At 67.0% G+C, this 23,669-nt stretch carries 21 protein-coding genes and 1 tRNA gene; 10 read left to right on the forward strand and 12 right to left on the reverse strand.

Going from position 1 to position 23,669, the window contains the following annotated elements; all coding sequences use genetic code 11:
* Positions 1-9: 9 nt before the first annotated feature.
* The gene (locus ACSQ9I_RS14015) at positions 10-1,503 is read left to right on the forward strand and encodes a M81 family metallopeptidase (protein WP_436313524.1); all 1,494 of its coding nucleotides are present in this window, start codon (positions 10-12) and stop codon (positions 1,501-1,503) included.
* Here ACSQ9I_RS14015 and argA read toward each other — a convergent pair.
* On the reverse strand, positions 1,490-2,836 hold the full coding sequence (gene argA / locus ACSQ9I_RS14020) for an amino-acid N-acetyltransferase (RefSeq protein WP_093107599.1): 1,347 nt from the start codon (positions 2,834-2,836) through the stop codon (positions 1,490-1,492). The genes ACSQ9I_RS14015 and argA overlap by 14 nt on opposite strands.
* 136 nt (positions 2,837-2,972) lie before the next feature.
* On the opposite strand from argA, the gene hrpA reads away from it, so the two are divergent.
* The gene (gene hrpA, locus ACSQ9I_RS14025) at positions 2,973-6,848 is read left to right on the forward strand and encodes an ATP-dependent RNA helicase HrpA (RefSeq protein WP_436313525.1); all 3,876 of its coding nucleotides are present in this window, start codon (positions 2,973-2,975) and stop codon (positions 6,846-6,848) included.
* A gap of 58 nt (positions 6,849-6,906) precedes the next feature.
* Here hrpA and ACSQ9I_RS14030 read toward each other — a convergent pair whose 3' ends face one another.
* From ACSQ9I_RS14030 to lptF, 6 genes are all read right to left on the reverse strand, one after another.
* A complete protein-coding gene (locus ACSQ9I_RS14030; protein ID WP_093107595.1) occupies positions 6,907-7,065 on the reverse strand; it encodes a DUF3309 family protein in 159 nt (52 codons plus the stop codon).
* 109 nt (positions 7,066-7,174) lie between these two features.
* Positions 7,175-8,335 (reverse strand): pyridoxal phosphate-dependent aminotransferase, encoded by a 1,161-nt coding sequence (locus ACSQ9I_RS14035; RefSeq protein ID WP_436290473.1) that lies wholly within the window; start codon positions 8,333-8,335, stop codon positions 7,175-7,177.
* Positions 8,332-9,273: a CysB family HTH-type transcriptional regulator gene (locus ACSQ9I_RS14040; protein ID WP_093107591.1), complete on the reverse strand. Its 942-nt coding sequence runs from the start codon at positions 9,271-9,273 to the stop codon at positions 8,332-8,334. The genes ACSQ9I_RS14035 and ACSQ9I_RS14040 overlap by 4 nt, the downstream gene beginning before the upstream one ends.
* Before the next feature lie 63 nt (positions 9,274-9,336).
* The gene (locus ACSQ9I_RS14045; RefSeq protein WP_093107589.1) at positions 9,337-9,705 is read right to left on the reverse strand and encodes a sirohydrochlorin chelatase; all 369 of its coding nucleotides are present in this window, start codon (positions 9,703-9,705) and stop codon (positions 9,337-9,339) included.
* Positions 9,706-9,713: 8 nt separating this feature from the next.
* Positions 9,714-10,823, reverse strand: a complete 1,110-nt coding sequence (gene lptG / locus ACSQ9I_RS14050) for an LPS export ABC transporter permease LptG (RefSeq protein WP_436313526.1) — start codon at positions 10,821-10,823, stop codon at positions 9,714-9,716.
* The gene (lptF, locus tag ACSQ9I_RS14055; protein WP_093107585.1) at positions 10,820-11,917 is read right to left on the reverse strand and encodes an LPS export ABC transporter permease LptF; all 1,098 of its coding nucleotides are present in this window, start codon (positions 11,915-11,917) and stop codon (positions 10,820-10,822) included. Before lptF ends, lptG begins: the two co-directional genes overlap by 4 nt.
* 21 nt (positions 11,918-11,938) lie before the next feature.
* On the opposite strand from lptF, the gene ACSQ9I_RS14060 reads away from it, so the two are divergent.
* The 8 genes from ACSQ9I_RS14060 to ACSQ9I_RS14095 all read left to right on the forward strand — a co-directional run bounded on the left by ACSQ9I_RS14060 (position 11,939) and on the right by ACSQ9I_RS14095 (position 20,848).
* Positions 11,939-13,441 carry a leucyl aminopeptidase gene (locus ACSQ9I_RS14060; protein WP_436290472.1) on the forward strand — a complete coding sequence of 501 codons (1,503 nt, stop codon included), beginning with the start codon at positions 11,939-11,941 and terminating at the stop codon, positions 13,439-13,441.
* A complete protein-coding gene (locus ACSQ9I_RS14065) occupies positions 13,438-13,875 on the forward strand; it encodes a DNA polymerase III subunit chi (RefSeq protein ID WP_093107581.1) in 438 nt (145 codons plus the stop codon). Before ACSQ9I_RS14060 ends, ACSQ9I_RS14065 begins: the two co-directional genes overlap by 4 nt.
* Positions 13,875-14,282, forward strand: coding sequence for a hypothetical protein (locus ACSQ9I_RS14070; RefSeq protein WP_436290471.1), 408 nt, complete (start codon positions 13,875-13,877; stop codon positions 14,280-14,282). Before ACSQ9I_RS14065 ends, ACSQ9I_RS14070 begins: the two co-directional genes overlap by 1 nt.
* A gap of 123 nt (positions 14,283-14,405) precedes the next feature.
* Complete coding sequence (locus ACSQ9I_RS14075; protein WP_093107577.1) at positions 14,406-15,620, forward strand: branched-chain amino acid ABC transporter substrate-binding protein; 1,215 nt, start codon at positions 14,406-14,408, stop codon at positions 15,618-15,620.
* Positions 15,621-16,078: 458 nt separating this feature from the next.
* On the forward strand, positions 16,079-17,362 hold the full coding sequence (gene ltrA / locus ACSQ9I_RS14080) for a group II intron reverse transcriptase/maturase (protein ID WP_436315753.1): 1,284 nt from the start codon (positions 16,079-16,081) through the stop codon (positions 17,360-17,362).
* A 981-nt stretch (positions 17,363-18,343) separates the two neighbouring features.
* Positions 18,344-19,780: an IS21 family transposase gene (istA, locus tag ACSQ9I_RS14085; protein WP_436313527.1), complete on the forward strand. Its 1,437-nt coding sequence runs from the start codon at positions 18,344-18,346 to the stop codon at positions 19,778-19,780.
* Positions 19,777-20,604, forward strand: a complete 828-nt coding sequence (gene istB, locus ACSQ9I_RS14090; protein WP_436296158.1) for an IS21-like element helper ATPase IstB — start codon at positions 19,777-19,779, stop codon at positions 20,602-20,604. Before istA ends, istB begins: the two co-directional genes overlap by 4 nt.
* Positions 20,597-20,848 carry a hypothetical protein gene (locus tag ACSQ9I_RS14095; protein ID WP_436313528.1) on the forward strand — a complete coding sequence of 84 codons (252 nt, stop codon included), beginning with the start codon at positions 20,597-20,599 and terminating at the stop codon, positions 20,846-20,848. The genes istB and ACSQ9I_RS14095 overlap by 8 nt, the downstream gene beginning before the upstream one ends.
* A gap of 286 nt (positions 20,849-21,134) precedes the next feature.
* Here the strand turns inward: ACSQ9I_RS14095 and ACSQ9I_RS14100 are convergent, their stop codons facing one another.
* The 5 genes from ACSQ9I_RS14100 to ACSQ9I_RS14120 all read right to left on the reverse strand — a co-directional run bounded on the left by ACSQ9I_RS14100 (position 21,135) and on the right by ACSQ9I_RS14120 (position 23,620).
* The gene (locus tag ACSQ9I_RS14100; RefSeq protein ID WP_436313529.1) at positions 21,135-21,536 is read right to left on the reverse strand and encodes a response regulator; all 402 of its coding nucleotides are present in this window, start codon (positions 21,534-21,536) and stop codon (positions 21,135-21,137) included.
* 134 nt (positions 21,537-21,670) lie between these two features.
* Positions 21,671-21,967, reverse strand: coding sequence for a hypothetical protein (locus ACSQ9I_RS14105; RefSeq protein WP_093107573.1), 297 nt, complete (start codon positions 21,965-21,967; stop codon positions 21,671-21,673).
* Positions 21,968-22,107: 140 nt separating this feature from the next.
* A tRNA-Ser gene (locus ACSQ9I_RS14110) sits at positions 22,108-22,198 on the reverse strand.
* A gap of 36 nt (positions 22,199-22,234) precedes the next feature.
* On the reverse strand, positions 22,235-23,164 hold the full coding sequence (locus ACSQ9I_RS14115) for an SPFH domain-containing protein (RefSeq protein ID WP_436313530.1): 930 nt from the start codon (positions 23,162-23,164) through the stop codon (positions 22,235-22,237).
* 30 nt (positions 23,165-23,194) lie between these two features.
* Positions 23,195-23,620 (reverse strand): NfeD family protein, encoded by a 426-nt coding sequence (locus ACSQ9I_RS14120; RefSeq protein WP_093107569.1) that lies wholly within the window; start codon positions 23,618-23,620, stop codon positions 23,195-23,197.
* Positions 23,621-23,669: the final 49 nt, after the last annotated feature.

Genomic DNA, 23,669 nt, shown 5'->3' on the forward strand with positions numbered 1-23,669 from the left:
GAGCGCAGCATGAAAGTCCTCATCGCCCGGATGAATCACGAGACCAACACCTTCTCGCCGGTGCCCACGCCGCTTTCGGCCTTCGGCAACAAGGGGCCGCTGTATGGCATCGACGCCCGGCGCGAGGCCGAGGGCGGGCGCACCGCCATGTCGGCTTTCATCGACCTGGCGCGGGCAAGGGGCGCGGCGATGGTGACGCCGATCTCGGCATCGGCCAACCCGAGCGGCCGAGTGGAGGCGGCCGCGTACGCCGCGATCTGCGACTGCATCGTCGACGCATTGCCCGGCTGCGATGCCGTGCTGCTCGATCTGCACGGCGCGATGGTCGCCGAAGGCAGCGACGACGGCGAGGGCGATCTGCTGGCGCGCATTCGGGCTGCCGCGCCGGGCGTGCCCGTTGCCGTGGCGCTCGACCTGCACGGCAACGTGACGCAGAAGATGATCGACCACGCCGACGTGATCGTGAGCTTCAAGACCTATCCGCATGTCGACATGTACGAGACCGGCGAGCACGCAGGACGCTTGCTGTTCACCAAGCTGGACGGACTTTGCCGTCCCGTGCTGGCCTGGCGCCGGCTGCCGTTGATGACGCACACGCTGCGCAGCGCCACCGCCGAAGGCGCGATGCGCGACGCGGTCGCGGCGGCGCGCGCGGCGGAAGCCGATGGCATGGCCGCAGTCTCGATCCTCGCCGGCTTCAGCCTGGCCGACATCCCGAACCCTTGCATCAGCGTGGTGGTGGTGGGCGACGGCGACGCCGCAGCGGCCGACCGGGTGGCGGCCGCGCTGGCGGAGCGCATTTGGGCGGCGCGTGCGGACTTCGTCTATCGGTCCGAGCCCTTGGCGCAATCGCTGGCGCGCGCCCGCAAGCTGGCGGTGCAGGCCGATCGGCCGGTGCTGCTGCTCGACCACGGCGACAACTGCATGTCGGGCGGCAGCTGCGACACCATGGACGTGCTGATGGCGGCGCTTGCGGCCGGCATGCAGGGCATCCAGGCCGGCCTGCTGTGCGATCCGCAAGCGGTCGCGCAATGCGCCGAGGCCGGCATCGGCGCCGAGATCGAGCTGCTGCTCGGCCACAAGCGCCCGCTGGTGCAGATCGGCCGCAGCACGCCGCCGGTGCGGCTGCGCGGCACCGTGCGCGCGCTCACCGACGGGGAGTACGTGATCACGGGGCCTACCTACACCGGCCAGCGCGCCTGCATGGGCCGCTCGGCGGTGTTCGACATCGGCGCGGCGCAGATCGTCGTCACCGAGCGCACGCACGAGCCCTGGGACCTGGGCACCTTCGAAAGCGTCGGCCTCGATCCGCGCCGTGCGCGCTTCCTGCTGCTGAAGTCGCGCATGTACTGCCGGCCGGTCTTCGTGCCCATCGCCGCCGGGCTGGTGGAGTGCGACAGCCCGGGTGTCACCAGTTCGGACTATTCGCTGTTCCCGTTCGAGCGGCTCGCGCGACCGCTGTATCCGTTCGACGAGCCTTCTTATTCGGCTACAGCTTCTTGACCAGCACCTGGCTCTTGCGGTCCCAGTTGTACTTGCGCTTGCGCGCCTCGGGCAGCCAGTCGGGGTTGACCTGCTGGAAGCCGCGCTTCAGGAACCAGTGCATGGTGCGCGTGGTCAGCACGAAGATGCTTTCCAGCCCGCTGGCCTTGGCGCGCTGCTCGACGCGCTTGAGGATGCGTTCGCCGTCGCCTTGCGACTGCGACTGGGGCGAGACTGTCAGCGCCGCCATCTCCGCGGTCTTCGCCTCAGGATAGGGGTAGAGCGCCGCGCAGCCGAAGATCACGCCGTCGTGCTCGATCACCGTGTACTGGCCGACGTCGCGCTCGATCTCTGTGCGGCTGCGCTTGACCAGCGTGCCGTCGCGCTCGAAGGGTTCGATGAGCTGCAGGATGCCGCCGATGTCGTCCGCCGTCGCCTCGCGCAGCGATTCGAGCTTCTCGTCGATCACCATGGTGCCGATGCCGTCGTGCACGTAGACCTCGAGCAGCAGCGAGCCGTCCACCGAGAAGGGGATGATGTGGTTGCGCTCCACGCCCGCCTCGCAGGCCTTGACGCAGTGCTGCAGGTAGAAGGCCGTGTCGGTCGGGGTCTGGGGCGGCGCCAAGAAGGCGAGCAGCTTCCTGGCGCTGTCGAGCGGCAGCTCGGTGTCGATGGGGTTGTCCTCGCTGACGGGCTGGCTGGTGTCCTGCGGAATGCCTGGAACCTCGGTCAGGAAGATCAGCTTGTCGGCCTGGATCGAGATCGCCACGCTGGTCGCGACTTCTTCCATCGTGAGGTTGAAGGCCTCGCCGGTGGGCGAGAAGCCGAAGGGCGACATCAGCACCATGGCGCCGAAGTCGAGCCCGCGGCGGATGCCGGCGGCATCGACCTTGCGCACCAGGCCCGAATGCTGGAAGTCGACGCCGTCGACCACGCCGACCGGCCGCGCGGTGATGAAGTTGCCCGAGATCATGCGCACGGTGGAACCGGCCATCGGCGTGTTCGGCAGGCCCTGGCTGAAGGCGGCCTCGATCTCGTAGCGCAGCTGTCCGGCCGCCTCCTGCGCGCAGTCGAGCGCCACCTCGTCGGTGATGCGCATGCCGTGCGAGTACTTGGCCTCGTGGCCCTTGGCGCGCAGCTGTTCGTTGACCTGCGGCCGGAAGCCGTGCACCAGCACCACCTTGACGCCCATGCTCTGGATCAGCGCCAGGTCCTGCGCGATGCTGGGCAGCTTGCCGGCCGCGATCGCCTCACCCGCCATCGCGACCACGAAGGTCTTGCCGCGGTGCATGTGGATGTAGGGCGCCACCGAGCGGAACCAGGGGACGAAGGTGAAATTGAAGACGGTGGACATTGGCGGGGTAGGGCAGGCGAAAAGTTCGGGCGCAAGATAATCGACGATTTTCCCCGAACTGCCAGCCTTGTCTTCGTCCCCACTTCGAATCGAGTTTCCAGAATCCCTGCCGGTGTCGGCCCGGCGCGACGAAATCATGGCCGCCATCGAGGCGAACCAGGTCGTGATCGTCTGCGGCGAGACGGGTTCGGGCAAGACCACGCAGTTGCCCAAGATCGCGCTGGCCCTGGGTCGGGGCAAGCTCAATGCGCCCCCTGGCAAGGGCCGGCTGATCGGCCACACGCAGCCGCGGCGCATCGCCGCATCGTCGGTGGCCAAGCGCATCGCCGAGGAGCTCAAGACGCCGCTGGGCGAGGTGGTCGGCTTCAAGGTGCGTTTCCAGGACCGGCTGGCGCGCGACGCCTCGGTCAAGCTGATGACCGACGGCATCCTGCTGGCCGAGACGCAGACCGATCCGCTGCTCAAGGCCTACGACACGCTGATCATCGACGAGGCGCACGAGCGCTCGCTGAACATCGATTTCCTGCTCGGCTACCTGCGCGAAATCCTGCCGCGGCGGCCGGATCTCAAGGTCATCGTGACCTCGGCCACCATCGATGCGGACCGGTTCGCGCGGCATTTCGCGTCGGCCCGCCCGGCGCCGGGCCGCCCCAAGGCGGGCGCGGCCCCCTCGGGGGGCAGCGACGACGCGCAGCGCGGAGCGTGGGGGCCAATGACTCCTGCGCCCACGATCATGGTTTCGGGCCGGATGTTCCCGGTGGAGCAGCGCTACCGCCCCTTCGAGGAGTCGCGCGACTACGACCTCACCAATGCCATCGCCGACGGCGTCGACGAGCTCTGGCGCGATCCGCACAACGCCGGCGACATCCTGGTCTTCCTGCCCGGCGAACGCGAGATCCGCGAGGCCGCCGACCACCTGCGCAAGCATCTGAGCCATCAGCCGCTGATGCGCAGCGCCGAGGTGCTGCCGTTGTTCGCACGCCTGTCGCAGGCCGAACAGGACCGCATCTTCGACGGCCACACCGGTCGCCGCATCGTGCTGGCCACCAACGTCGCCGAGACCTCGCTGACGGTGCCGGGCATCCGCTACGTGATCGATGCCGGTACCGCGCGTGTCAAGCGCTACAGCTTCCGCAGCAAGGTGGAACAGCTGCTGGTCGAGCCGATCAGCCAGGCCGCGGCCAACCAGCGTGCGGGGCGCTGCGGCCGGGTCGCCGACGGCATCTGCATCCGGCTCTACGACGAGAAGGATTTCGAAGGCCGGCCGCGCTTCACCGATCCGGAGATCCTGCGCTCCTCGCTGGCCGGCGTGATCCTGCGCATGAAGTCGCTGCGGCTGGGCGACGTCGAGCGCTTTCCTTTTCTCGAAGCGCCGCAGCGGCGCGCGATCGCCGACGGCTACCAGCTGCTCAACGAGCTCGGCGCGGTCGACGACGCGAACGAGCTCACGCCGATGGGGGCCGAATTGGCCAGGCTGCCGCTCGATCCGCGGGTCGGCCGCATGATCCTGGAGGCACGCACGCGCGGCGCGCTCGAAGAGGTGCTGGTGATCGCGAGCGCGCTGTCGGTGCAGGACGTGCGCGATCGGCCGATGGAGGCGCAGCAGCAGGCCGACCAGGCGCATGCGAAGTTCGACGACGAGAAGAGCGAGTTCAGCGGGTATCTGCGGTTATGGAAGTGGATCAACGACGCGCGCGGCGGCCATGGCGACACCCACAAGCTCAGCAACCGCCAGTACGAATCGCTGCTCCGGCAAAACTTCATCAACGTGCGCCGCGTGCGCGAGTGGCGCGACATCCATTCGCAATTGCTCACGGTAGTCACCGAGCACAAGTGGCGCATCAACAGCGAGCCGGCGGGCTACGAACCGCTCCACCTTTCGATGCTCTCCGGCCTGCTCGGCAACATCGGCTGGAAGCTGGAGGACCCTTCGACAGGCTCAGGACAGGCTTCGGAGTACCTCGGCGCGCGCGGCATCAAGTTCTACCGTCATCCCGGCGCGCATCTGAAGAAGAAACCCGGCCGCTGGATCGTCGTGGCCGAGCTGGTCGAAACCACGCGCCTCTTCGGCCGCGGCATCGCGAACATCGAGCCGCAGTGGCTGGAACAGGTCGCGGGCCATCTGCTCAAGAAGCAGCTGCTCGACCCGCACTGGGAGAAGAAGGGCGCGCAGGTCGCGGCGCTGGAGCGCGCCACGCTCTACGGGCTGGTGGTCTACAGCGGGCGGCGCGTGGACTTCAGCAAGGTCGACCCGGTGGCCGCGCGCGAGATCTTCATCCGCGAGGCGCTGGTCGGCGGGCAGTGGGAAAGCAAGCTGCCTTTTCTCGCCGCCAACCGCAAGCTGGTGCGCGAGGTCGAGGGTCTCGAGCACAAGTCGCGCCGGCAGGACGTGCTGGTCGACGACGAGCTGATCTACGCCTTCTACGACGCCCAGCTGCCGCCCGATGTGTCGAGCGGCCTCGGCTTCGAGAGCTGGTACCGGCAAGCGTCGAGGGAGCAGCCGCGGCTGCTGTTCCTGACGCGCGAGGAGCTGATGCGGCACACGGCCGCCGGCATCACGACCCAGTCCTTTCCGCCGACGATCCGGCTGGGCGGCGTCGATTGCGCCGCGACCTACCTGCACGAGCCCGGCGATGCCAAGGATGGATTGACGGTCACCGTGCCGCTCTTCGTGTTGAACCAGGTCAGCGAGGAACGCTGCGAATGGCTGGTGAGCGGCATGCTGAAGGACAAGGTGCAGGCGCTGCTGAAGAGCCTGCCGCAGAAGCCGCGCGCCCGCCTGGTGCCCTTGCCCGACTCGGCCGCGCGCCTCGCGGAGCAGCTGGCCGCATCCGAGGTCTTCGGCCACGGTTCGCTGACCGATGCGCTGCTGAAACGCGTGCGCGAGCAGACCAGCCTCGACGTGAAGCGGACCGACTTCAAGCTCGACATGCTGCCGCCGCACCTGTTCATGAACCTGCGCGTGGTCGACGAGCACGGCCGCCAGCTCGGCATGGGGCGCAGCCTCGGCGCGCTGAAGGCGGAGCTGGGCGCGCAGGCGCGCGGCGCGTTCCAGGCGCTGGCGGGACTCAACGTCAAGGCGTCCGTCGAGAAGCCCGATGCGCCTGCGCCGGCCGAGAACAAGGCCGCGGCCAAGGCGTCTGCGGCGCCCGCGCTGCCAGCAGGCCAGCGCTACACGGCATGGACCTTCGGCGAGCTGCCGGAGCTGATGGAAGTGCGGCGCGGCGCGCAGTCGCTGATCGGCTTTCCGGCCCTGGTCGACGGCGGCGACGCGGTGACGATCGAGGTCTTCGACGAACCGGCGGTGGCCGCCGCGAAGCATCGTGCCGGCCTGCGCCGCCTGTTCGCACTGCAGCAGAAGGATGCGCTCAAGTACCTCGAGAAGAACATCCCCGACCTGCAGAAGATGGCGGTCGCCTACATGCCGCTCGGCACGGCGGAGGAACTGCGCGCCCAGATCGTCGACGTGGCGCTCGAGCGGGCCTTTCTGCAGGAGCCGCTGCCGGCCGACGAGGCGGCGTTCAAGCAGCGCGTGGACGAGGGCCGCGGGCGGCTCACGCTGATCGCCAACGAGGTCGCGCGGCTGGCTGGCACCATCCTTGCCGAGTACACGCTCGCCGTGCGCAAGATCAAGGACACGAAGATCCAGCCCGCCGCCACGGCCGACGCGGCGCAGCAATTGCAGCGCCTGGTCGGCAAGCGCTTCATCGCCGACACGCCCTGGCCGCGGCTTGCGCACTTCGCGCGCTACCTCAAGGCCATCACCCTGAGGCTCGACAAGCTGCGGGCCGACCCGGCGCGGGATGCAGAGCGGCTCGCGGAGCTGCGGCCGCAGGAGCAGCGCTACTGGCGCCTCCTGGCCGGGCGCAAGGGCGCGCTCGACGAACGCATGAGCGAGTTCCGCTGGCTGCTCGAGGAGTTGCGCGTGAGCTTCTTCGCGCAGGAGCTGCGCACGCCGCAGCCGGTCAGCGTCAAGCGGCTCGACAAGCTGTGGGTGCAACTCGAAAGCTGAGCGCGGACCCAAAAAAAAGCCCGCCGAAGCGGGCTTTGCTTTCAAGCGTTCGTGCCACCTATATGCGCCCCATGAGGAGCAGCACGATCACCACCAGCAGCACCAGACCCAGGCCGCCGCTCGGGCCATAGCCCCAGCTGCGGCTGTAGCCCCAGCTCGGCAACGCGCCGACCAGGAGCAGGATCAGAACGATCAGCAGGATCATTGAGAGCGACATGGATTTCTCCTAGGTCTTTCGTATGGAGGAGTCCATGCTCGGCATCGGCAGGCGAATCCATCGCCGGAAGGCGCGCCCTCCGGCGGTCAGGACTCTCCTACCGTTCGTGTCAGAGCCGCGCCAGTCGGTCGATGGCTGTCTGGAGCGTCTCGTCCTTCTTGGCGAAGCAGAAGCGCACCACGCGCTGGTCGAAACCGTCGGCATAGAAGGCCGAGAGCGGAATCGCGGCGACGCCGATCTCGCTCGTGAGCCACTGGCAGAAGTCGGACTCGCCGAGGTCGCTGACCTCGCTGATGTCCACGCACTGGAAGTAGGTGCCGGCGCTGGGCAGCAGCTTGAGCCGCGTCCTGGCCAGGCCGGCCGCGAACAGGTCGCGCTTGTGCTGGTAGAAGGCCGGCAGTTCGAGGTAGGGCGCGGGGTCGGCCATGTAGCTTGCCAGCGCATGCTGCATCGGCGTGTTCACGGTGAACACGTTGAACTGGTGCACCTTGCGGAACTCGGCGCTGAGCGCCGCTGGCGCGGCCACGTAGCCGACCTTCCAGCCGGTCACGTGGTAGGTCTTGCCGAAGCTGCTGACGATGAAGGTGCGCGCCGCGAGGCCCGGGAAACGCGCCGCGCTTTCGTGGCGCGCGCCGGCGTAGACCATGTGCTCGTAGACCTCGTCGCTGATCACCAGCACGTCGGTGGGCGCGAGCAGTTCCTCGAGGCGGCGCATCTCCGCTTCGGTCCACACGGTGGCGCTGGGGTTGTGCGGCGTGTTGACGATGATGGCGCGCGTGCGCGGCGTGATCGCGGCCGCGATCTTGTCGAAGTCGGGGCGGAAGCTGCCGGGCGTGAGCGGCACGCGCACCACGGTGCCGCCGGCCAGGTCGATGTTGGGCGCGTAGCTGTCGTAGCAGGGCTCGAGCACGATCACCTCGTCGCCCGCGTGCACCACCGCGAGGATCGCCGTGATGATCGCTTGCGTTGCGCCGGCGGTGATGGTGATCTCAGTGTTCGGGTCGTAGCCGTGCCCGTAGAGCGTCGAGATCTTCGCCGCGATCGCTTCGCGCAGGGCGGGGATGCCGGGCATCGGCGGGTACTGGTTGTGGCCGGCCGCCATCGCGCGGGTGACGGCTTCGAGCAGCTTCGGGTCGCAGTCGAAATCCGGAAAACCCTGGCCGAGGTTCACTGCCTTCTTCTCGGCGGCGAGCGCCGACATCACGGTGAAGATGGTCGTGCCGACGGTAGGCAGCTTGGTCTTGACGTCGGGGGTGCGGGCGATGCTCACAGCTCGTAGTCCTGGTGATGACCGCTCAAGGCCTTGGCGATCAGGTTGCGATCGAGCCGGTCGGAGAGCAGCTCGGCGAATTTGAAGACGAAGTTGCGCAGGTAGGCGCTGCGCTTGAATGCGACGCGTGCGATGTTGGTGCCGAACACATGGCCCATCGGCCGCACCACGAGATCGGCATTGGAATCGTCGCGCACCGCCATCTCGGCCACGATGCCGACGCCGAGACCGAGCCGCACATAGGTCTTGATGACGTCGGAGTCGATGGCCTCGAGCGCGATGCGCGGCGTGAGCTTCTTGTGCGCGAACGCATGGTCGATGCGCGTGCGGCCGGTGAAGGAAGGGTGGTAGGTGATGATCGGCTCGGCCGCGATGTCCTCGAGCGAGATGCGCTCCTTGCTCGCGAGCGGGTGCTCCTTGGGCAGCACGAGCACGTGCTGCCATTCGTAGCAGGGGATGGTCACGAGATCGGCGTAGTCGGACAGGGATTCGGTCGCGATGCCGATCTCCGCGATCTCGTCGATCACCATCCGCGCCACCTGGTCGGGCGAGCCCTGGTGCAGGCTCACGTTGACCTTGGGATAAGCCTCGCGCAGCTTCGCCACCGGCACCGGGAGCACGTAGCGCGCCTGCGTGTGCGTGGTGGCGATCGAAAGCGTGCCGCTGTCCTGGGCGCTGAACTGCTCGCCGATGCGCTTGAGGTTGCCGACCTCGCGCATGATCAGTTCGATGCTTGCGAGCACATGCTGGCCGGGTTCGGTCACGCGCTTGAGGCGCTTGCCGTGGCGCGCGAAGATTTCCACGCCCAGTTCTTCCTCGAGTTCGATGATGGCCTTGGACACACCGGGCTGCGAGGTGTGAAGCGCCTTGGCCGCTTCAGTCAGATTGAGGTTGCGCCGAACCGCTTCCTGCACGAATTTGAACTGGTGAAGATTCATAACAAATTCCGTCTTAATTCGGAATTCATTATGCCTTCGATGTCTATCGAAAGCACCGCAAGTTCAGGATTTGAGTGCCACGCGAGCCAGCAGATCGATCACTTCCGGCTCTTCGCCGACGGCCTGCGCGAGCGAGAAGACGACCCCCGGATGCAAGGCACGCAGCGCGTCGAGCAAGCCGGGCAGGTCTTCGCGCAGATGCTTTCCCATGCCGAGAAAGAGCGGCACCACGCGGATGGCGCCGGCCCCGCCGGCGATCAGCTCTGCCGCCGCGGTGCGCAGGTCCGGCGCCACCAATTCGAGGTAGGCGCAGGCGACACGGGCCGAGGGATCGAGCGCCGCGACGCGACGCGCCACGGCCTCCACCGGCGCACGCCAGCGCTCGTCGCGCGAGCCGTGCGCAAAGAGAACGATGCCTGTCGCGGCCGTCATCAGGGCCGCTACCGCCGCAGCACCAGCCAGCTGAAAGCGGCCAGCGACATCACCGTGTAGATCAGGCCGGGCGCCGCCGCCGTGATCCAGGGCCACCAGTTGCTGAGGTTGCCCAGGTAGCCGAACACGTTGTTCAACAGGAAAAAGCTGATGCCGATCATCACGCCGCCGAACACGTAGGCCGTGATGCCGGCCTGGCGGAAATGCAGGTAAGCGAAGGGCAGGGCGAGCACCACCATCACGAGGCAGGACAGCGGATAGAACACCTTGCGCCAGAACTCGATCTCGTAGCGCTGCGCGGTCTGGCCGTTGGCGTTGAGATGCTGGATGTATTCGAACAGGTCGAGCGTGCGCATGCGGTCCGGACGCAGCAGGGCGACCGACACCATCTCGCGCGTGAGCGAGCTCGGCCAGTCCAGCGCCGCAATCTTGTTGGTGACGATGCGGGCCCGGTCTGCCGCGTTGCGCGTGTCGTACTGCTGCCGTTCGACGCCGAAGAGCGCCCAATGGCCATCCAGGATGCGCGCGAAGGATGCGGTGGTCTGCGAGGTCACGAAGCCGTTGCCGTCGAACTCGAAGATGCGCGGATCCTTCAGCGTGCCGTCGCGCGCCATCGAGACCACGTTGACCGCGTAGGACATGTCGCCCTGCTTTTCCTTCAGCCAGGCGCCCGTGTTGCCCGCGAGCGTGAAGACGCCCTGGTAGCGCGACTTGAGCAGCTGGGCAGTCCGGTCCGAAGCCGGCGAGACATAGTCGCCGACAGCGAAGGTCAGGAACACGAAGCCAAGTCCCAGCACCAGCAGCGTGCGCAGCGCGCGCCAGGGCCCGAGACCGCTGGTGCGCAGGATCGTGTATTCGGAGCTCTGCGCGAGCCGCGCCATCACGAAGATGGTGCCGATCAGCACGGTGATCGGCAGCAGCTCGTACAGGTGGCTCGGGATCAGCAGCGTCACGAAGACCAGGGCCTGGGCGGCCCCGTAGGCGCCGCTCCCCGGCTTGCCGATCGACTGCAGTTCGTCGACGAAGTCGAAGAAGAAGAACAGGCTCAGGAAGCCGAGGGTGACGAAGGCCACGGCCTTCAGCACCTCCACGTAGATCAGTCGACGGATGGTTTTCACGCGTGGGGAGGCGTTGCGGGCCGCAGGCGCGGGCGGCCCCAGTTGAAGTGTCGCTTGGCAAGCCAGAGCAGGCCGAGCAGCAGCGCGCCGCCGTGCAGCGCCAGCATGAAGCCGCCCATGCTGTAGCGGCCGGAGCCCACCCAGTTCTGGCCGAGATTGAGCATGTTGTAGTAGAGGACGAAAGCGAACAACGCGAAGAGCAGATTGCCGCTGCGGCCCACGCGCGGATTCACACTCGTCAGGGTCAGCGCCAGCAGCACGAAATTGATGGCCGCGAGCATCATGCCGATGCGCCAGGCCAGTTCGCCGCGATTGGCCGTATTCGGTTCCCGCAGCAGGGTCAACGTGGTGCGGGTGCGCACCGGGCTCGTGTCCGTCGAGACCCCCTCGTCGCCGCCGACCTTGGCGCCGTAGGTGTCGAACTCGCTGATCTTGAGCTCCAGCCCATCCAATGTCCGCGAGACGCGCTGGCCATTGCTGAGCATGAGGTAGCGCGCTTCTCCGATATCTTCCATGCGGCCGCTGCGGGCCGATGTGATGATCTGCATGTTGCGCTCGATCGAGGAGATGAAAACGTTCGTGGCGGTGGCGCCATCCGGCGTGTCCTTGTCGATGAAGAACACGCGGTTGCGCCCGGCCGACTCGCGGAACTCGCCGGGCGACACGCGCTCGATGTCGCCGCGGCGCTGGTACTGTTCGCGCATCCCCTGGGTCTGCGAGTTGGCCCATGGCCAGCCGACCAGCGCGAACACGGCGATCAGCAGCAGCACCGGCCAGGCGAAGCGGAACAGCGGCAGCGCGAAATCCGCCAGGCCGCGCCCGCTCGAGAACCAGATCACCATCTCGCTGTCGCGGTACATGCGCGACAGGGTGCCGACGATCGAGATGAACAGGCTGAGGCTCAGGATCGTCGGCATGTAGCCGAGCACCGTGTAGGCCATCACGAGGAAGACCTCGGACGGATTCACGCTGCCCCGCGATGCCAGTCCGAGCGTGCGGATCAGCATCATGGTCATCACGATGGTGGCCAGAACCACGAGGGTGGCGCCGAAGCTGCGGGACAGCTCCTTGCGTAAAGAGGAATGGAATAACATCGTCGAGGGAAAAAAAGGATTATGGACTTTCAACTCAAGACCCTCTCCACCGCTCAGGCTGCCGCCGAAAAAGCCGATGTGCTGATCGTGCTCGTTGCCGCCGGCACCACCCCCTCCAAGGATGCCATCGCCACATTGATCGCCGAGGCCCGCAAGGCCGGCGACCTCCCCGACAAGGCCGGCAAGCTGCTGGCGCTGTACCGCCCGGCGCACGTCGCGGCGCCGCGCGTGGTGCTGGCTTCGGTGGGCGACGGCAAGCCCGCGTCGGTGCGCGCCGGTGTGCTTGCCGCGGTCAATGCGGCCAAGTCCGGCGACCCCAGGCGCGTCCTCATCGTCTTCGCGCAGGCCGCGGACGCTGCCGGTCTGCGCTGCGCGATCGCCGCGGCCGCCGACGCGAGCTACGTCTACACGACCTCCAAGTCCAAGGCCGAGCCGCGCTCGATCCGCTACCTGGGCTTCGGCGTCACGGAGGCGGGGCCGCTGCGAGAAGCTTTCGACGAGGCCACGGCCATGGTCGCGGGCATCGAACTGGCCAAGGAGTGGGGCAATCGGCCCGGCAACTATTGCACCCCCTCGCTGCTGGCCGATGCGGCGCGCAAGCTGGCCGCGCTGCCGTGCGTGAAGTGCGAAGTGCTGGGCCCGAAGGAAGTGGAGAAGCTCGGCATGGGGGCGTTCAGCGCGGTCGCGCAGGGATCGGCCGAACCCTTGCGCTTCATCGTGCTGCGCTACCAGGGCGCGCCCAAGGATGAGGCGCCGGTGGTCCTGGTCGGCAAGGGCATCACCTTCGACACCGGCGGCGTTTCGCTCAAGCCGGCGGCCGAGATGGACGAGATGAAGTTCGACATGTGCGGCGCCGCGAGCGTGCTCGGCGTGTTCCGCGCGCTCGGCGACATCCAGCCCGCCCTTAACGTGGTCGGGCTGATTCCGTCGTGCGAGAACATGAACGACGGCCGCGCGGTCAAGCCCGGCGACGTCGTCACCAGCATGAGCGGCCAGACCATCGAGGTGCTCAACACCGATGCCGAAGGCCGTCTGATCCTGTGCGACGCGCTGAACTATGCCAAGCGCTTCGAGCCGGCTGCGGTGATCGACATCGCCACCCTGACCGGCGCTTGCGTGATCGCGCTGGGCGGCGTGCGCAGCGGTCTCTTTGCAAGCGACGACACGTTGGCCGCTGCGCTCGAAGCCGCCGGCGAAGAAGCGCAGGACCGTTGCTGGCGGATGCCGCTGGACGAGGACTACGCCGAGGGCCTCAAGAGCAATTTCGCCGACGTGGCCAACATCGCCGGCCGCGCGGGCGGGGCGATCACCGCCGCCAAGTTCCTGCAGCGCTTCGCGGGCGATTTCCAATGGGCCCACCTGGACATTGCGGGCACGGCCTGGAAGAGCGGTGCGGCCAAGGGCGCGACGGGGCGGCCGGTCGGGCTGCTGCTGACCTATTTGCTGGAACGGGCCCGCAAGGCGGCCGTGAAGACAGCGCCGCGCAAGTCCCGCAAGAGCGCCAAGACCCGGTCGGCAACGTGACCGAGATCGACTTCCACTTCAACACGCCGGACAAGGTGAACTACGCCTGCCGGCTGCTGCGCAAGGCCGTGGGCGCGCGCGGCGCGCGTGTGGTGGTGGTGGCCGATCCCCAGTTGCTGGATGCGGTCGACCTGGCCCTGTGGACCTTTGCGCCGGCCGAGTTCATCGCCCATTGCCGCAGCGACGGCGAGCCGCACACGGTGGCGCGTTCGCCGGTCGTGCTGGCCGAAAGCGGCGCTGCGCCGCTGCCGCATCAGCAGGTGCTGGTGAACCTGGGTGCGGAACTGCCCGCTGGTTTCGAACGCTTCGAGCGCTTGATCGACATCGTGAGCGCCGACGACGCCGACCGGCTCGCGGGCCGCAAGCGCTGGCGGCACTACGCGGAACGCGGCTATGCGATCCAGCGCCATGACTTTGCCGGGAGTACCGCCTGATGCAGCGCACCCCTCCGCGTTTCGTGCCCACGCTGACGACCGTGCTGGAGCTGCCGCCCGAGCCTGCGCCCGGTGCCGAGCCCCTGCCGGAGCCGGTCGCACCTGCAGTGCCCGAGCCCTCGCAAGCGGTCGCGCTGGACCCCCAGGCGCTGCTGTCGGAGGCCGACGCCTTCCGGCTCGAAGAGCAGTTGCTGCACCGCGTGTTGCAGCGCATCGACCTGTCGCTCGAGGAGCGCGTGAGCGACGCCGTGTCAGTTGCCGTTCAGCAGCAGCTCGACACCATGATCCCGCGTTTGCGCGGCGAAATAGAGACCGTGCTGCGTGCTTTGGTGAGCGAAGCGCTGGCCCAGGAGCTTTCTGACAACACAGGGTCTACGCCAGCATTTGGCGCACAAAGCTTGGGCTAAACTGCGCGCCAGGTCGAAAGCGCGGGGGCGCTACGGGTCCTGCGGCGCGGAACTTGCTGAGTCTTCGCACGCGGATCGATAGACCGCTATGTACTCTTATTTATCAATGTTCTGGAGGTTCCCATGCAATTGAAATGGACTGCGGTCGCACTGGCTGCTCTCACGCTCGTGGCTTGCGGCAAGAAGGAAGAAGCAGCTGCGCCCGCCGCGCCCGCACCGACTGCAGCGGCACCCGCGCCTGCCGCACCTCCGGCGGATGCACTGGTGGTCAAGATCGGTCACGTGGGCCCCACGAGCGGCGCCATTGCCCACCTCGGCAAGGACAACGAATTCGGCGCGCGCATGGCCATCGAAGACCTCAATGCCAAGGGCCTCAAGATCGGCGACAAGGTTGCCAAGTTCGAACTGCTGGCAGAAGACGACGCGGGTGACCCGAAGCAGGGCACCGCAGTGGCCCAGAAGCTGGTCGACAGCAAGGTCAACGGCGTGGTTGGCCACCTGAACTCGGGCACCTCGATCCCTGCTTCCAAGCTGTACAGCGATGCGGGCATTCCGCAGGTCTCGCCTTCGGCAACCAACCCCAAGTACACCCGCCAGGGCTTCAAGACCACCTTCCGCGTGGTGGCTGACGACACGCAACTCGGCGGCACGCTGGGCAAGTACGCTGTCGAAACGCTGAAGGGCAAGAACATCGCCGTGATCGACGACCGTACCGCTTACGGCCAGGGCGTGGCGGAAGAGTTCGAGAAGGCCGCCAAGGCCGCCGGCGGCAACATCGTCGGCCACGAGTTCACGACCGACAAGTCGACCGACTTCAACGCCATCCTGACCAAGCTCAAGGGTGCCAAGCCCGACGTGCTGTTCTTCGGCGGCATGGACGCGGTGGGCGGCCCGATGCTCAAGCAGGTCAAGCAGCTCGGCATGAACGTCAAGTTCATGGGCGGCGACGGCCTGTGCACCGGCGAACTGGCCAAGCTCGCCGGCGATGCGATCGGCGAGGAAATGGTCGTTTGCGCGGAAGCAGGCGGTGTCGAAGGCGACTTCAAGCAGCCGCTCGAAGACTTCAAGACCAAGTTCAAGGCCAAGAACGGCGTCGAAGTGCAGATCTACGCGCCGTACGTCTACGACGCGGTCAACGTGCTGGCCGAAGCGATGGTCAAGGCCGGTTCTTCCGACCCGGCCAAGTACCTGCCCGAACTCGGCAAGGTCCAGTACAAGGGCGTGACCGGCCCGATCGCCTTCGACGAAAAGGGCGACATCAAGAACGGTGCACTGACGCTCTACACCTACAAGGGTGGTGCGCGTACGCAGATCGCCGTGGTGCGCGGAGCGAGCTGAGAAGCCCGATTGCCAGAATAAAAAAGGGCCTTCGGGCCCTTTTTTCATGGTGCGCCCAGCATGGGCGCCCTCCCGGAGGTGCAAGTCCTCCCGTAAGTTGATCACAGCGAACGAAGCGAAGCGCAACTGCATGAGGGCGACTGATTGTGGGAAGGAAGCGTGGAGCGAAGCTGCGAGCCGATGGACAAGAACCGGATAGAAGGCGGTGCCGAGCAGGGCGAGCGGGCCATGAACCGCGAAGCTCTCGTGATCAAGGCGAGGCGGCGTAGATCCGGCGGTTGTGCAGCGAAGGAGTGCGTTCTTACCTGGGGAGATCTCGCCTTGCGCCTGAAAGGGCGACCGTGTCGAACGGGAGCGAGAAGTCAGCAGAGGTCGTAGTAGCCGGAGTTGCGGGGCTGAAGAGGCCGGAAGTCAAACGGCGAAGGACCGAACGAGAGCAAGTGTTGAGCAAGACGTCGATGTCCGAGGCCATGCGTCAGATGCCCGCGCAAGCGGGGCGGGCGGGAGTCGCGCGCGGTGAAGCCGCGTGTCAACCCGCCAGCGACGAAGCCGAGGGCCCGCGACGTGAAGCGACAGACACGGGGTCAGCGCTGCTGCAAGCGGCGCTGACGAGAGACAACCTGCAGCGCGCGCTCAAGCGGGTGCGGGCCAACAAGGGCGCCGCCGGTGTGGACGGACTGGACATTGACCAGACCGTCGAGCATCTGGTGACGGCCTGGCCGGGCATCCGGGGGCAACTGCTGCGGGGCCAGTACCGGCCCAGTCCGGTACGGCGGGTGGAGATCCCCAAGCCTGACGGAGGCCAGCGCGAGCTGGGCATCCCGACGGTGGTGGATCGGCTGATCCAGCAGGCGCTGCTGCAGGTGCTGCAACCGATTCTGGACCCCACCTTCAGCGAGCACAGCTACGGCTTCAGGCCGGGACGGCGCGCCCAGGACGCGGTATTGGCCGCGCAGGCGTACGCGCAGTCCGGGCGCAGGGTCGTGGTGGATGTGGACCTGGAGAAATTCTTCGACCGGGTCAACCACGACATCTTGATCGATCGCCTGCAAAGACGCATTGCCGACGTCGGAGTCATCCGGCTGGTACGGGCGTACCTGGACAGCGGAATCATGGATGGCGGGGTGGTACAGGAGCGGCATCAGGGCACACCGCAAGGTGGGCCGCTGTCGCCGTTGCTGGCCAACGTGCTGCTCGACGAAGTGGACAAGGAACTGGAACGCCGGGGCCACTGCTTCGCGCGCTACGCCGATGACTGCAACGTGTACGTGCGCAGTCGTCGGGCGGGCGAGCGGGTGATGGCGCTGCTGCGGCGGCTGTATGACAAGCTGCGCTTGAAGGTCAACGAGACCAAGAGTGCGGTCGCCAGTGCGTTCGGGCGCAAGTTCCTGGGCTACGACCTGTGGTTGGCCCCGCGAGGCGAGGTCAAACGCGGGGTGGCGGCCAAGCCGCTGACGACGTTCAAGCAGCGTGTGAGGGAACTCACGGGCCGCTCGGGCGGGCGCAGCATGGCGCAAGTGGTGCAGGGGCTGCGCCCCTACCTGCTGGGCTGGAAGGCGTACTTCGGGCTGGCGCAAACACCCAAGGTCTGGCGCGAGCTCGACGAGTGGCTGCGCCACCGACTGCGCGCGCTTCAGCTCAAGCAGTGGAAGCGCGGCGCGACGATGTACCGGGAACTGCGCGCCCTGGGCGCAAGTCCCGGGGTGGCGCAACGCGTGGCGGCCAACAACCGCCGCTTGTGAACGCTGGTCGAGATCCGCTTGTATTCGACGGTGAGGTGGCGTTTTTGAGTCTGGCCATGTTCCGAGCTTCGGCTCGTTGACACCGAACGAGCGCGCATGAGGTATTCGCCTGCATGGCCGCCCGAGGGCGGCCATGCAGGCGAAGGCGATTCCTTTGAGCAGGTCTTGATCCCGGGCGCCGATGCCAGCCCGTGGGGTGGCGGCTGCACGCGCCGCCCGTGACACACGCGGGTACTGCGCGGTACAACGTCGACGATGCCGAAGTAGGCGGGTGCGGCAGCGGTCACTAATGCCTGGCAGCCTGGAGACCGCGCCGCGCCCTACACCGTGCCGATGAAGGTGGTGCTGCAGCAGTGTTGCACCCTGGGACGAGTCCGTCCAGCACCTTTGGCTGATCGCCGAGGATGGACATGGACCGTGCGGCCCGCCTGTTCCTGTGCGCGCGTTGCCGCGACCAGGTGCTGTTGTGTTCACACTGCGACCGCGGTCAGCAGTATTGCAGTCGGGCGTGCTCGAGCCTGAGTCGGCGTGAGCGGCGACGCGAGACTGCCGAGCGCTACCAGAGCAGTCGCAGCGGTCGCCTCAAGCATGCCGCGCGCTCCGCGTGCTGGCGGGAACGGCAACGTTCGCTGCGTCAGGCCAGCGCGGGCGACGCCATCGATAAAGAAGTGACGCACCAGGGTTGCCCGCACGCGGAGGCCGATGCTTCACTGCTTGCATGCGAGCCACCCAGCGACCCACCCAGTGCCTGCGAGTTCACCGTCCTCACCGAATCGCCATCGGCCCACGACGCTGCGCGGGTGAGCGCCGGCGCGGTCCCCTTCGCTGCACTCGGATGCCGGCGTTGCGGTCACGAGCTGCGGCCCCATGTGCGCCTGGGCTCCCTGCGCACGAACAGCCTTCGACAGCGCGGCGGTCATGACCATCCCTCTTGATCTGGCCGCACGCATCGAGCGTCTGTTCACGGTCGAGCGCTGGCGCGTGGGGACCATCGCGCGCCAGTTGCACGTGCACCGCGACACGGTGCGCCGTGTGCTGCGTGAACACGACGTGGCGCCGCCAGGCGTGCCGCTGCGCCCGAGCCTGATCGATCCTTACCGGGCCTTCATCCGAGAGACGCTGGAGAAGTACCCGACGCTGACGGCCAGCCGGTTGCATGACATGGTGTGCGAGCGCGGCTATGCGGGTCAAGCCAGCCACTTCCGACACCTGGTGAGCACGATGCGGCCCCGGCCGCCGGCCGAGGCCTACCTGCGCCTGCGCACGCTGCCGGGTGAACAAATGCAATGTGACTGGGCCCACTTCGATCACTTGCAGATCGGCCGTGCGCGGCGCCCGCTCATGGGCTTCGTGATGGTACTGAGCTACTCGCGGCGCATCTTCCTGCGCTTCTGCCTCAATGCCCAGATGGACAGCTTCCTGCGTGGCCACGTCGAGGCATTTGATGCGTTTGGCGGGAGCGTCAGAACGGTCCTCTATGACAATCTTAAAAGCGTCGTGCTCGAACGCGTGGGCGATGCGATTCGCTTCAATCCCGAATTCCTGGCCTTCGCCAAACACTACCGCTTCGAGCCGCGTCCGGTGGCCGTGGCGCGCGGCAACCAGAAGGGACGGGTCGAGAGGCAAATCGATTTCATCCGTAAATCCTTCTTCGCCGGGCGCGAGTTCACCGATGTGGCCGACCTGAACGCCCAGGCGCGCCGGTGGTGCGAGGGCAAGGCGTTCGATCGGCCCTGGCCCCAGGATGACTCGTTAACCGTGCGCCAGGCCTTCGCTGTCGAGCAGCCACGCCTGCTCGGGCTGCCCGCCACCGGCTACGCGCTGGGCCAGCGCCTGGATGTCGAGGTGGCCAAGACGCCTTACGTGCGCTTCGATCTGAACGACTACACGGTGCCGCATACCCACGTGCGGCGCACCCTGTCGGTGCTGGCCGATGAACAGCGCGTGCGCATCTTCGACGGCGTCACCGAACTGGCCAACCATCCCCGCAGCTTCGAGCGTCATCAGACGATCGAGGACCCAACCCATTTGCAGGCCCTGGTGCAGCACAAACGCAATGCGCGCTCGCACCGCGGCTGCGACGTGCTGGCCCAGGTCGCCCCCGCCAGCACCGAGCTGCTGCAAATGGCCGCCGAGCGCGCTCACAACTTGGGGTCAATCACCGCCGCGCTACTGCGACTGCTGGACCAGTACGGCGCGCCGTCGCTGCAGGCGGCCATCCTGGAGGCCATCGAGCGCAAGGTGCCCCATCCCAACGCCGTGCGCCTGGCGCTGGAGCGCGCGCGAGCGCACCGGGCGGCCTCCAACGCTGGCTCTCGCGCTGCCCGAGCACGTGGCGCGACGCGACGCGCCGATGGCCACGCATTCGCTTGCTTCCTACGACCGCCGCTACGACCCACCCAAGGACGCCAACGATGAATGAGCCAATCCCTCCTGTCCACCCAGGGGCCTCTCACGCCGAGCTGCGGGCGCAGGCCGCCGAGCTGCGCCTGCACGGCCTGCTGGCCCACTGGGACGAGTTGATGGGTCAGCCCGAGAGCGAACACCGCGTGCGCCAGTGGCTGGGCTGGGAGAGCGCCGAGCGAGCTCACCGCAGCCTCGAGCGGCGTCTGCGCGAGGCGCACATCGGCCGCTTCAAGCCCCTGGCCGACTTCGACTGGAGTTGGCCCAAGGAGTGCGACCGCACGGCCATCGAAGAGTTGATGAGCCTGCAGTTCCTCGCCGACGCCAGCAGCGTCGTGCTGTTCGGCCCGAACGGGGTGGGCAAGACGATGGTGGCGGCCAACATCGCGCACCAGGCGGTGCTCCAGGGGCATACGGCGCTGTTCACCACCGCCGGTCAGATGCTCAGCGAGCTCGCCTCGCTGGACAGCGATTCGGCCCTGCGCCGGCGGCTGCAACACTACGCCGCACCGGACCTGCTCTTGGTCGATGAGGTCGGCTACCTCTCGTACTCCAATCGTCATGCCGACATGCTCTTCGAGCTGGTCAGCCGACGCTACCTGCACAAGAGCACGATCGTGACAACGAACAGACGATTCGCTGACTGGGGCGAGGTCTTCCCCAACGCCGCCTGCGTGGTCTCCCTGGTCGACCGGCTGATGCACCGCGCCGAGGTCGTGCGCATCGAGGGCGAGTCGTACCGCCAGAAAGAAGCCGAGGAACGCGCCACGCAACGCATGGCCGCCCGCACCGCCGCGACGCGCTCGAAGCCAGCGTCCACGCGCAAGCCGCGTGCGTGACGCCCGCCAGGCCATGGCCGCCTCGATGAGAACGCCGCGGCGCAAGCGCCCCTCCCGAGCGACTGCCGCCTTCGCGCTGCCGTCGCACTGGTCGCCCAGGCAGGCCCTGGCCGTCTTCGAGTGCCTCGAGATGATGCGCGAGCAGCTCTGGCTCGCCTACGGCCCCGAGATCCAACGCGCCTGGCGCGATCAACTCGTGCCCGATCGCACCCCACCCGACTTCGATCCCGACTCGCCGTTCTGACTGCACAGCGGCATCGCCCAACGAGCAGATGGCCCCGCAAGGGGCCATCTGCTCTTCGTCACGTCAATCCCAACCGGGGCAAACCAAAACCGCGTCCTCACCAGCGTATAGCAGCGGATCTATACCGTCGCCAACACCGCTGGTGGCGCAATAGCGCCAAGCTGCTCAACAGCGTGCTGAACATCGCCTGGTTTGATCGCTCGGGACTACCCCGACTCTCATGACCCAAAACTCTCGAACCGCCCGGTGCGGACCCGCATGCCGGGTGGTGTGGGAGGGGCGCAGTCTATGAAGACTGCCCCCTATCCCGATCTGTCGAGCGGCTGGCATCGTTGCAGTAGTCGAAGAAGGCATCGAGCTCCTTCGACTTGTCGAACACGGCGTCCGCACCGAGCGCCATGCAGCGTGCGCGGATGTCCGCGTTGACGTAGTTGCTGAGGACCACGGCGCGCTGTAGTGGCGTGCGCTCCCTGCAGTTGCGCAGCACGCCCAGGCCGGAGCCCTCCTTGAGGAACAGGTCCACGATCAACAACTGCCATTCGCTCGCATGGGAGGCCAGCCAATCGGTCGCGTCCTTCTCGGTCTCGGCCGCGCCGACGATCCGGGCATGCGCCAGATCCTCCAGGGCCGGAATCAGGTTGTCCCGGATGGTCCTGTTGTCTTCGACGAGGAAGGTGAAGAGGGCCATGTGGTTTCCGGGTTTCCGGGCTGTGGGAATGCCAGCCTAGCGCGGGAGGCCTGCCGGGTTCCTAGCGACAGCCGCCAACTCATTGCGTAGGAGAAAGCAGACGGACGCTCGACTGCCAACCGCGAGCGAATGCATCAGCCGGCGTCGCGCTCTCGTTCGGTACGCTTCTCGATCTCCTCCGCCAAGGTGGCGTTGACTTCGGCGAGCGTCTCGGCCGACTCGGCCAGCTTCTTTTCAAGTTGGCCGGTGTGCTCGATGGCCTGTGCGACGTCGCCCACCTGCACTTCGTCCGGAAGCTCCTGTTCCAGCACCGTGTTGATGACGGCCAGGTCGTCGGATGCGCGCTGCACCTCGGCAGCCACCGCTTCGGTCTTGTCCAGGGCCTGATCGAGCGGCGCTGCGGCCCGATCCGGTTTGCTTTGTCCGGCCATCCGAGCTCCTTCTCTGGGGATGGAAAAAAGTAAGGCGATGGTACTCTGTCGCCCGACGACCCCCAAACGAAAAAGCCCCGGGTACGGGGCTTTCACGACGACTCCCATGTGCGATGGGAGGGAACTGGATCGGTTTTTCCTGGCGGAGCAGGCGGGATTCGAACCCGCGGAGGGCTATTAACCCTCACACGCTTTCCAGGCGTGCGACTTAAACCGCTCATCCACCGCTCCGAAGCCCGCGATTGTAGCAGCGGGGACGAATCGATCTCAGGCGGTGCCCGATGTCTTTCCGGCCTGCACCATGCGCATCGCCGAGGCGATGAGCGCCGCGGTCTCGGTCATGTTGCTCGGCACGATCAGCGTGGTCGTGGCGTCGGCCGCGACCTTGCCGTAGGCATCGACCGCGCGCTCGGCCACCTTGAGCTGCACGGCCTGTTCGCCGCCCGGCTGCCGGATCGCGGCCGCCACGCGCTCGATGGCGCCGGCGGTCGCCTCGGCCACCGCGGTGATGGCTGCCGCCTCGCCCTGCGCGTTGTTGATCTGCGCCTGCTTCTCGCCCTCAGAGCGAGCGATGAAGGCTTCGCGTTCGCCGGTGGCGATGTTGATCTGCTCCTGGCGGCGGCCTTCGGAGGCCGCGATCAGCGCCCGCTTTTCGCGCTCGGCCGTGATCTGGCGCTGCATGGCCTGGAGGATTTCCTTGGGCGGCGTCAGGTCCTTGATCTCGTAGCGCAGCACCTTCACGCCCCAGTTCAGCGCGGCCTCGTCGATGGCGGCCACGACCTGGGCGTTGATGATGTCGCGCTCCTCGAAGGTCTTGTCGAGCTCGAGCTTGCCGATCACGCTGCGCAGCGAGGTCTGCGCGAGCTGGGTGACGGCCACGATGTAATTGGACGAGCCGTAGCTCGCGCGCATCGGGTCGGTCACCTGGAAGTACAGGATGCCGTCGACCTGCAGCTGCGTGTTGTCGCGCGTGATGCAGATCTGGCTCGGCACGTCGAGCGGGATTTCCTTCAGGCTGTGCTTGTAGGCCACCTTGTCGATGAAGGGGATCAGGAAGTTGGGTCCGGGGGTCATCGTGTTGTGGTACTTGCCCAGGCGCTCGCGCACCCAGGCGTTCTGCTGCGGCACGAACTTGATCGACTGGCTGATGACGATGATCGCGATGACCAGGATGACGAGGGGGACTGCGAGTTCCATGAATGCTTCCTTTTCGGTTCTTGCTTCTTGTCAGATCTTGTCGACGACCAGGCGGCTGCCGACCACCTCGGCCACGCGGTGCTCGCCGATCGAGGGCGTGCTTCCGGCGCGGGGCACCACGGTCCATTGCGCGCCGCGGTAGCGCACGGTGGCGGTGCCGTCGGGATTCCAGGCGTCGACGTAGACGCTCTCGCCGATATCCAGGTTGACGTCGCGGTTGGCGGCGGTCGGCGGCTCGGCCGGCCGCCGACGGCGGATGATGTGCCAGATGAGCACGGCCCCCACCCCCACCACCGCCGCGACCACCAGCTGGGTGGTCAGGCTGGCGCCCGCATGGGCCGCCACCGCCGCCGCAGCGAAGCCCGCGCTCAACAGCAGCAGGTAGACCGTGCCGGAGAGCAGCTCCAGCACGATGGCCCCTCCCGCAATCAACCACCAGACGGTGGAACTCGCCATGACGACTCCTCTCTTTATTGAAGGCACGACATTCTGAGTCAAAAGCCGA

It is taken from the genome of Variovorax sp. LjRoot84 (assembly GCF_964254305.1).
GTDB lineage: Bacteria > Pseudomonadota > Gammaproteobacteria > Burkholderiales > Burkholderiaceae_C > Variovorax.

Excerpts from the sequence above, each read along its gene's own strand:
- ACSQ9I_RS14100 (WP_436313529.1), bottom strand. The coding sequence starts at position 21,536 with ATGGCCCTCTTCACCTTCCTCGTCGAAGACAACAGGACCATCCGGGAC.
- ACSQ9I_RS14060 (WP_436290472.1), top strand. The coding sequence starts at position 11,939 with ATGGACTTTCAACTCAAGACCCTCTCCACCGCTCAGGCTGCCGCCGAA.
- ACSQ9I_RS14105 (WP_093107573.1), bottom strand. The coding sequence starts at position 21,967 with ATGGCCGGACAAAGCAAACCGGATCGGGCCGCAGCGCCGCTCGATCAG.
- ACSQ9I_RS14045 (WP_093107589.1), bottom strand. The coding sequence starts at position 9,705 with ATGACGGCCGCGACAGGCATCGTTCTCTTTGCGCACGGCTCGCGCGAC.
- lptF (WP_093107585.1), bottom strand. The coding sequence starts at position 11,917 with ATGTTATTCCATTCCTCTTTACGCAAGGAGCTGTCCCGCAGCTTCGGC.
- ACSQ9I_RS14015 (WP_436313524.1), top strand. The coding sequence starts at position 10 with ATGAAAGTCCTCATCGCCCGGATGAATCACGAGACCAACACCTTCTCG.
- ACSQ9I_RS14120 (WP_093107569.1), bottom strand. The coding sequence starts at position 23,620 with ATGGCGAGTTCCACCGTCTGGTGGTTGATTGCGGGAGGGGCCATCGTG.
- argA (WP_093107599.1), bottom strand. The coding sequence starts at position 2,836 with ATGTCCACCGTCTTCAATTTCACCTTCGTCCCCTGGTTCCGCTCGGTG.
- ACSQ9I_RS14075 (WP_093107577.1), top strand. The coding sequence starts at position 14,406 with ATGCAATTGAAATGGACTGCGGTCGCACTGGCTGCTCTCACGCTCGTG.
- ACSQ9I_RS14040 (WP_093107591.1), bottom strand. The coding sequence starts at position 9,273 with ATGAATCTTCACCAGTTCAAATTCGTGCAGGAAGCGGTTCGGCGCAAC.
- hrpA (WP_436313525.1), top strand. The coding sequence starts at position 2,973 with ATGGCCGCCATCGAGGCGAACCAGGTCGTGATCGTCTGCGGCGAGACG.
- ACSQ9I_RS14070 (WP_436290471.1), top strand. The coding sequence starts at position 13,875 with ATGCAGCGCACCCCTCCGCGTTTCGTGCCCACGCTGACGACCGTGCTG.
- ACSQ9I_RS14115 (WP_436313530.1), bottom strand. The coding sequence starts at position 23,164 with ATGGAACTCGCAGTCCCCCTCGTCATCCTGGTCATCGCGATCATCGTC.
- istB (WP_436296158.1), top strand. The coding sequence starts at position 19,777 with ATGAATGAGCCAATCCCTCCTGTCCACCCAGGGGCCTCTCACGCCGAG.
- ltrA (WP_436315753.1), top strand. The coding sequence starts at position 16,079 with ATGTCCGAGGCCATGCGTCAGATGCCCGCGCAAGCGGGGCGGGCGGGA.
- ACSQ9I_RS14030 (WP_093107595.1), bottom strand. The coding sequence starts at position 7,065 with ATGTCGCTCTCAATGATCCTGCTGATCGTTCTGATCCTGCTCCTGGTC.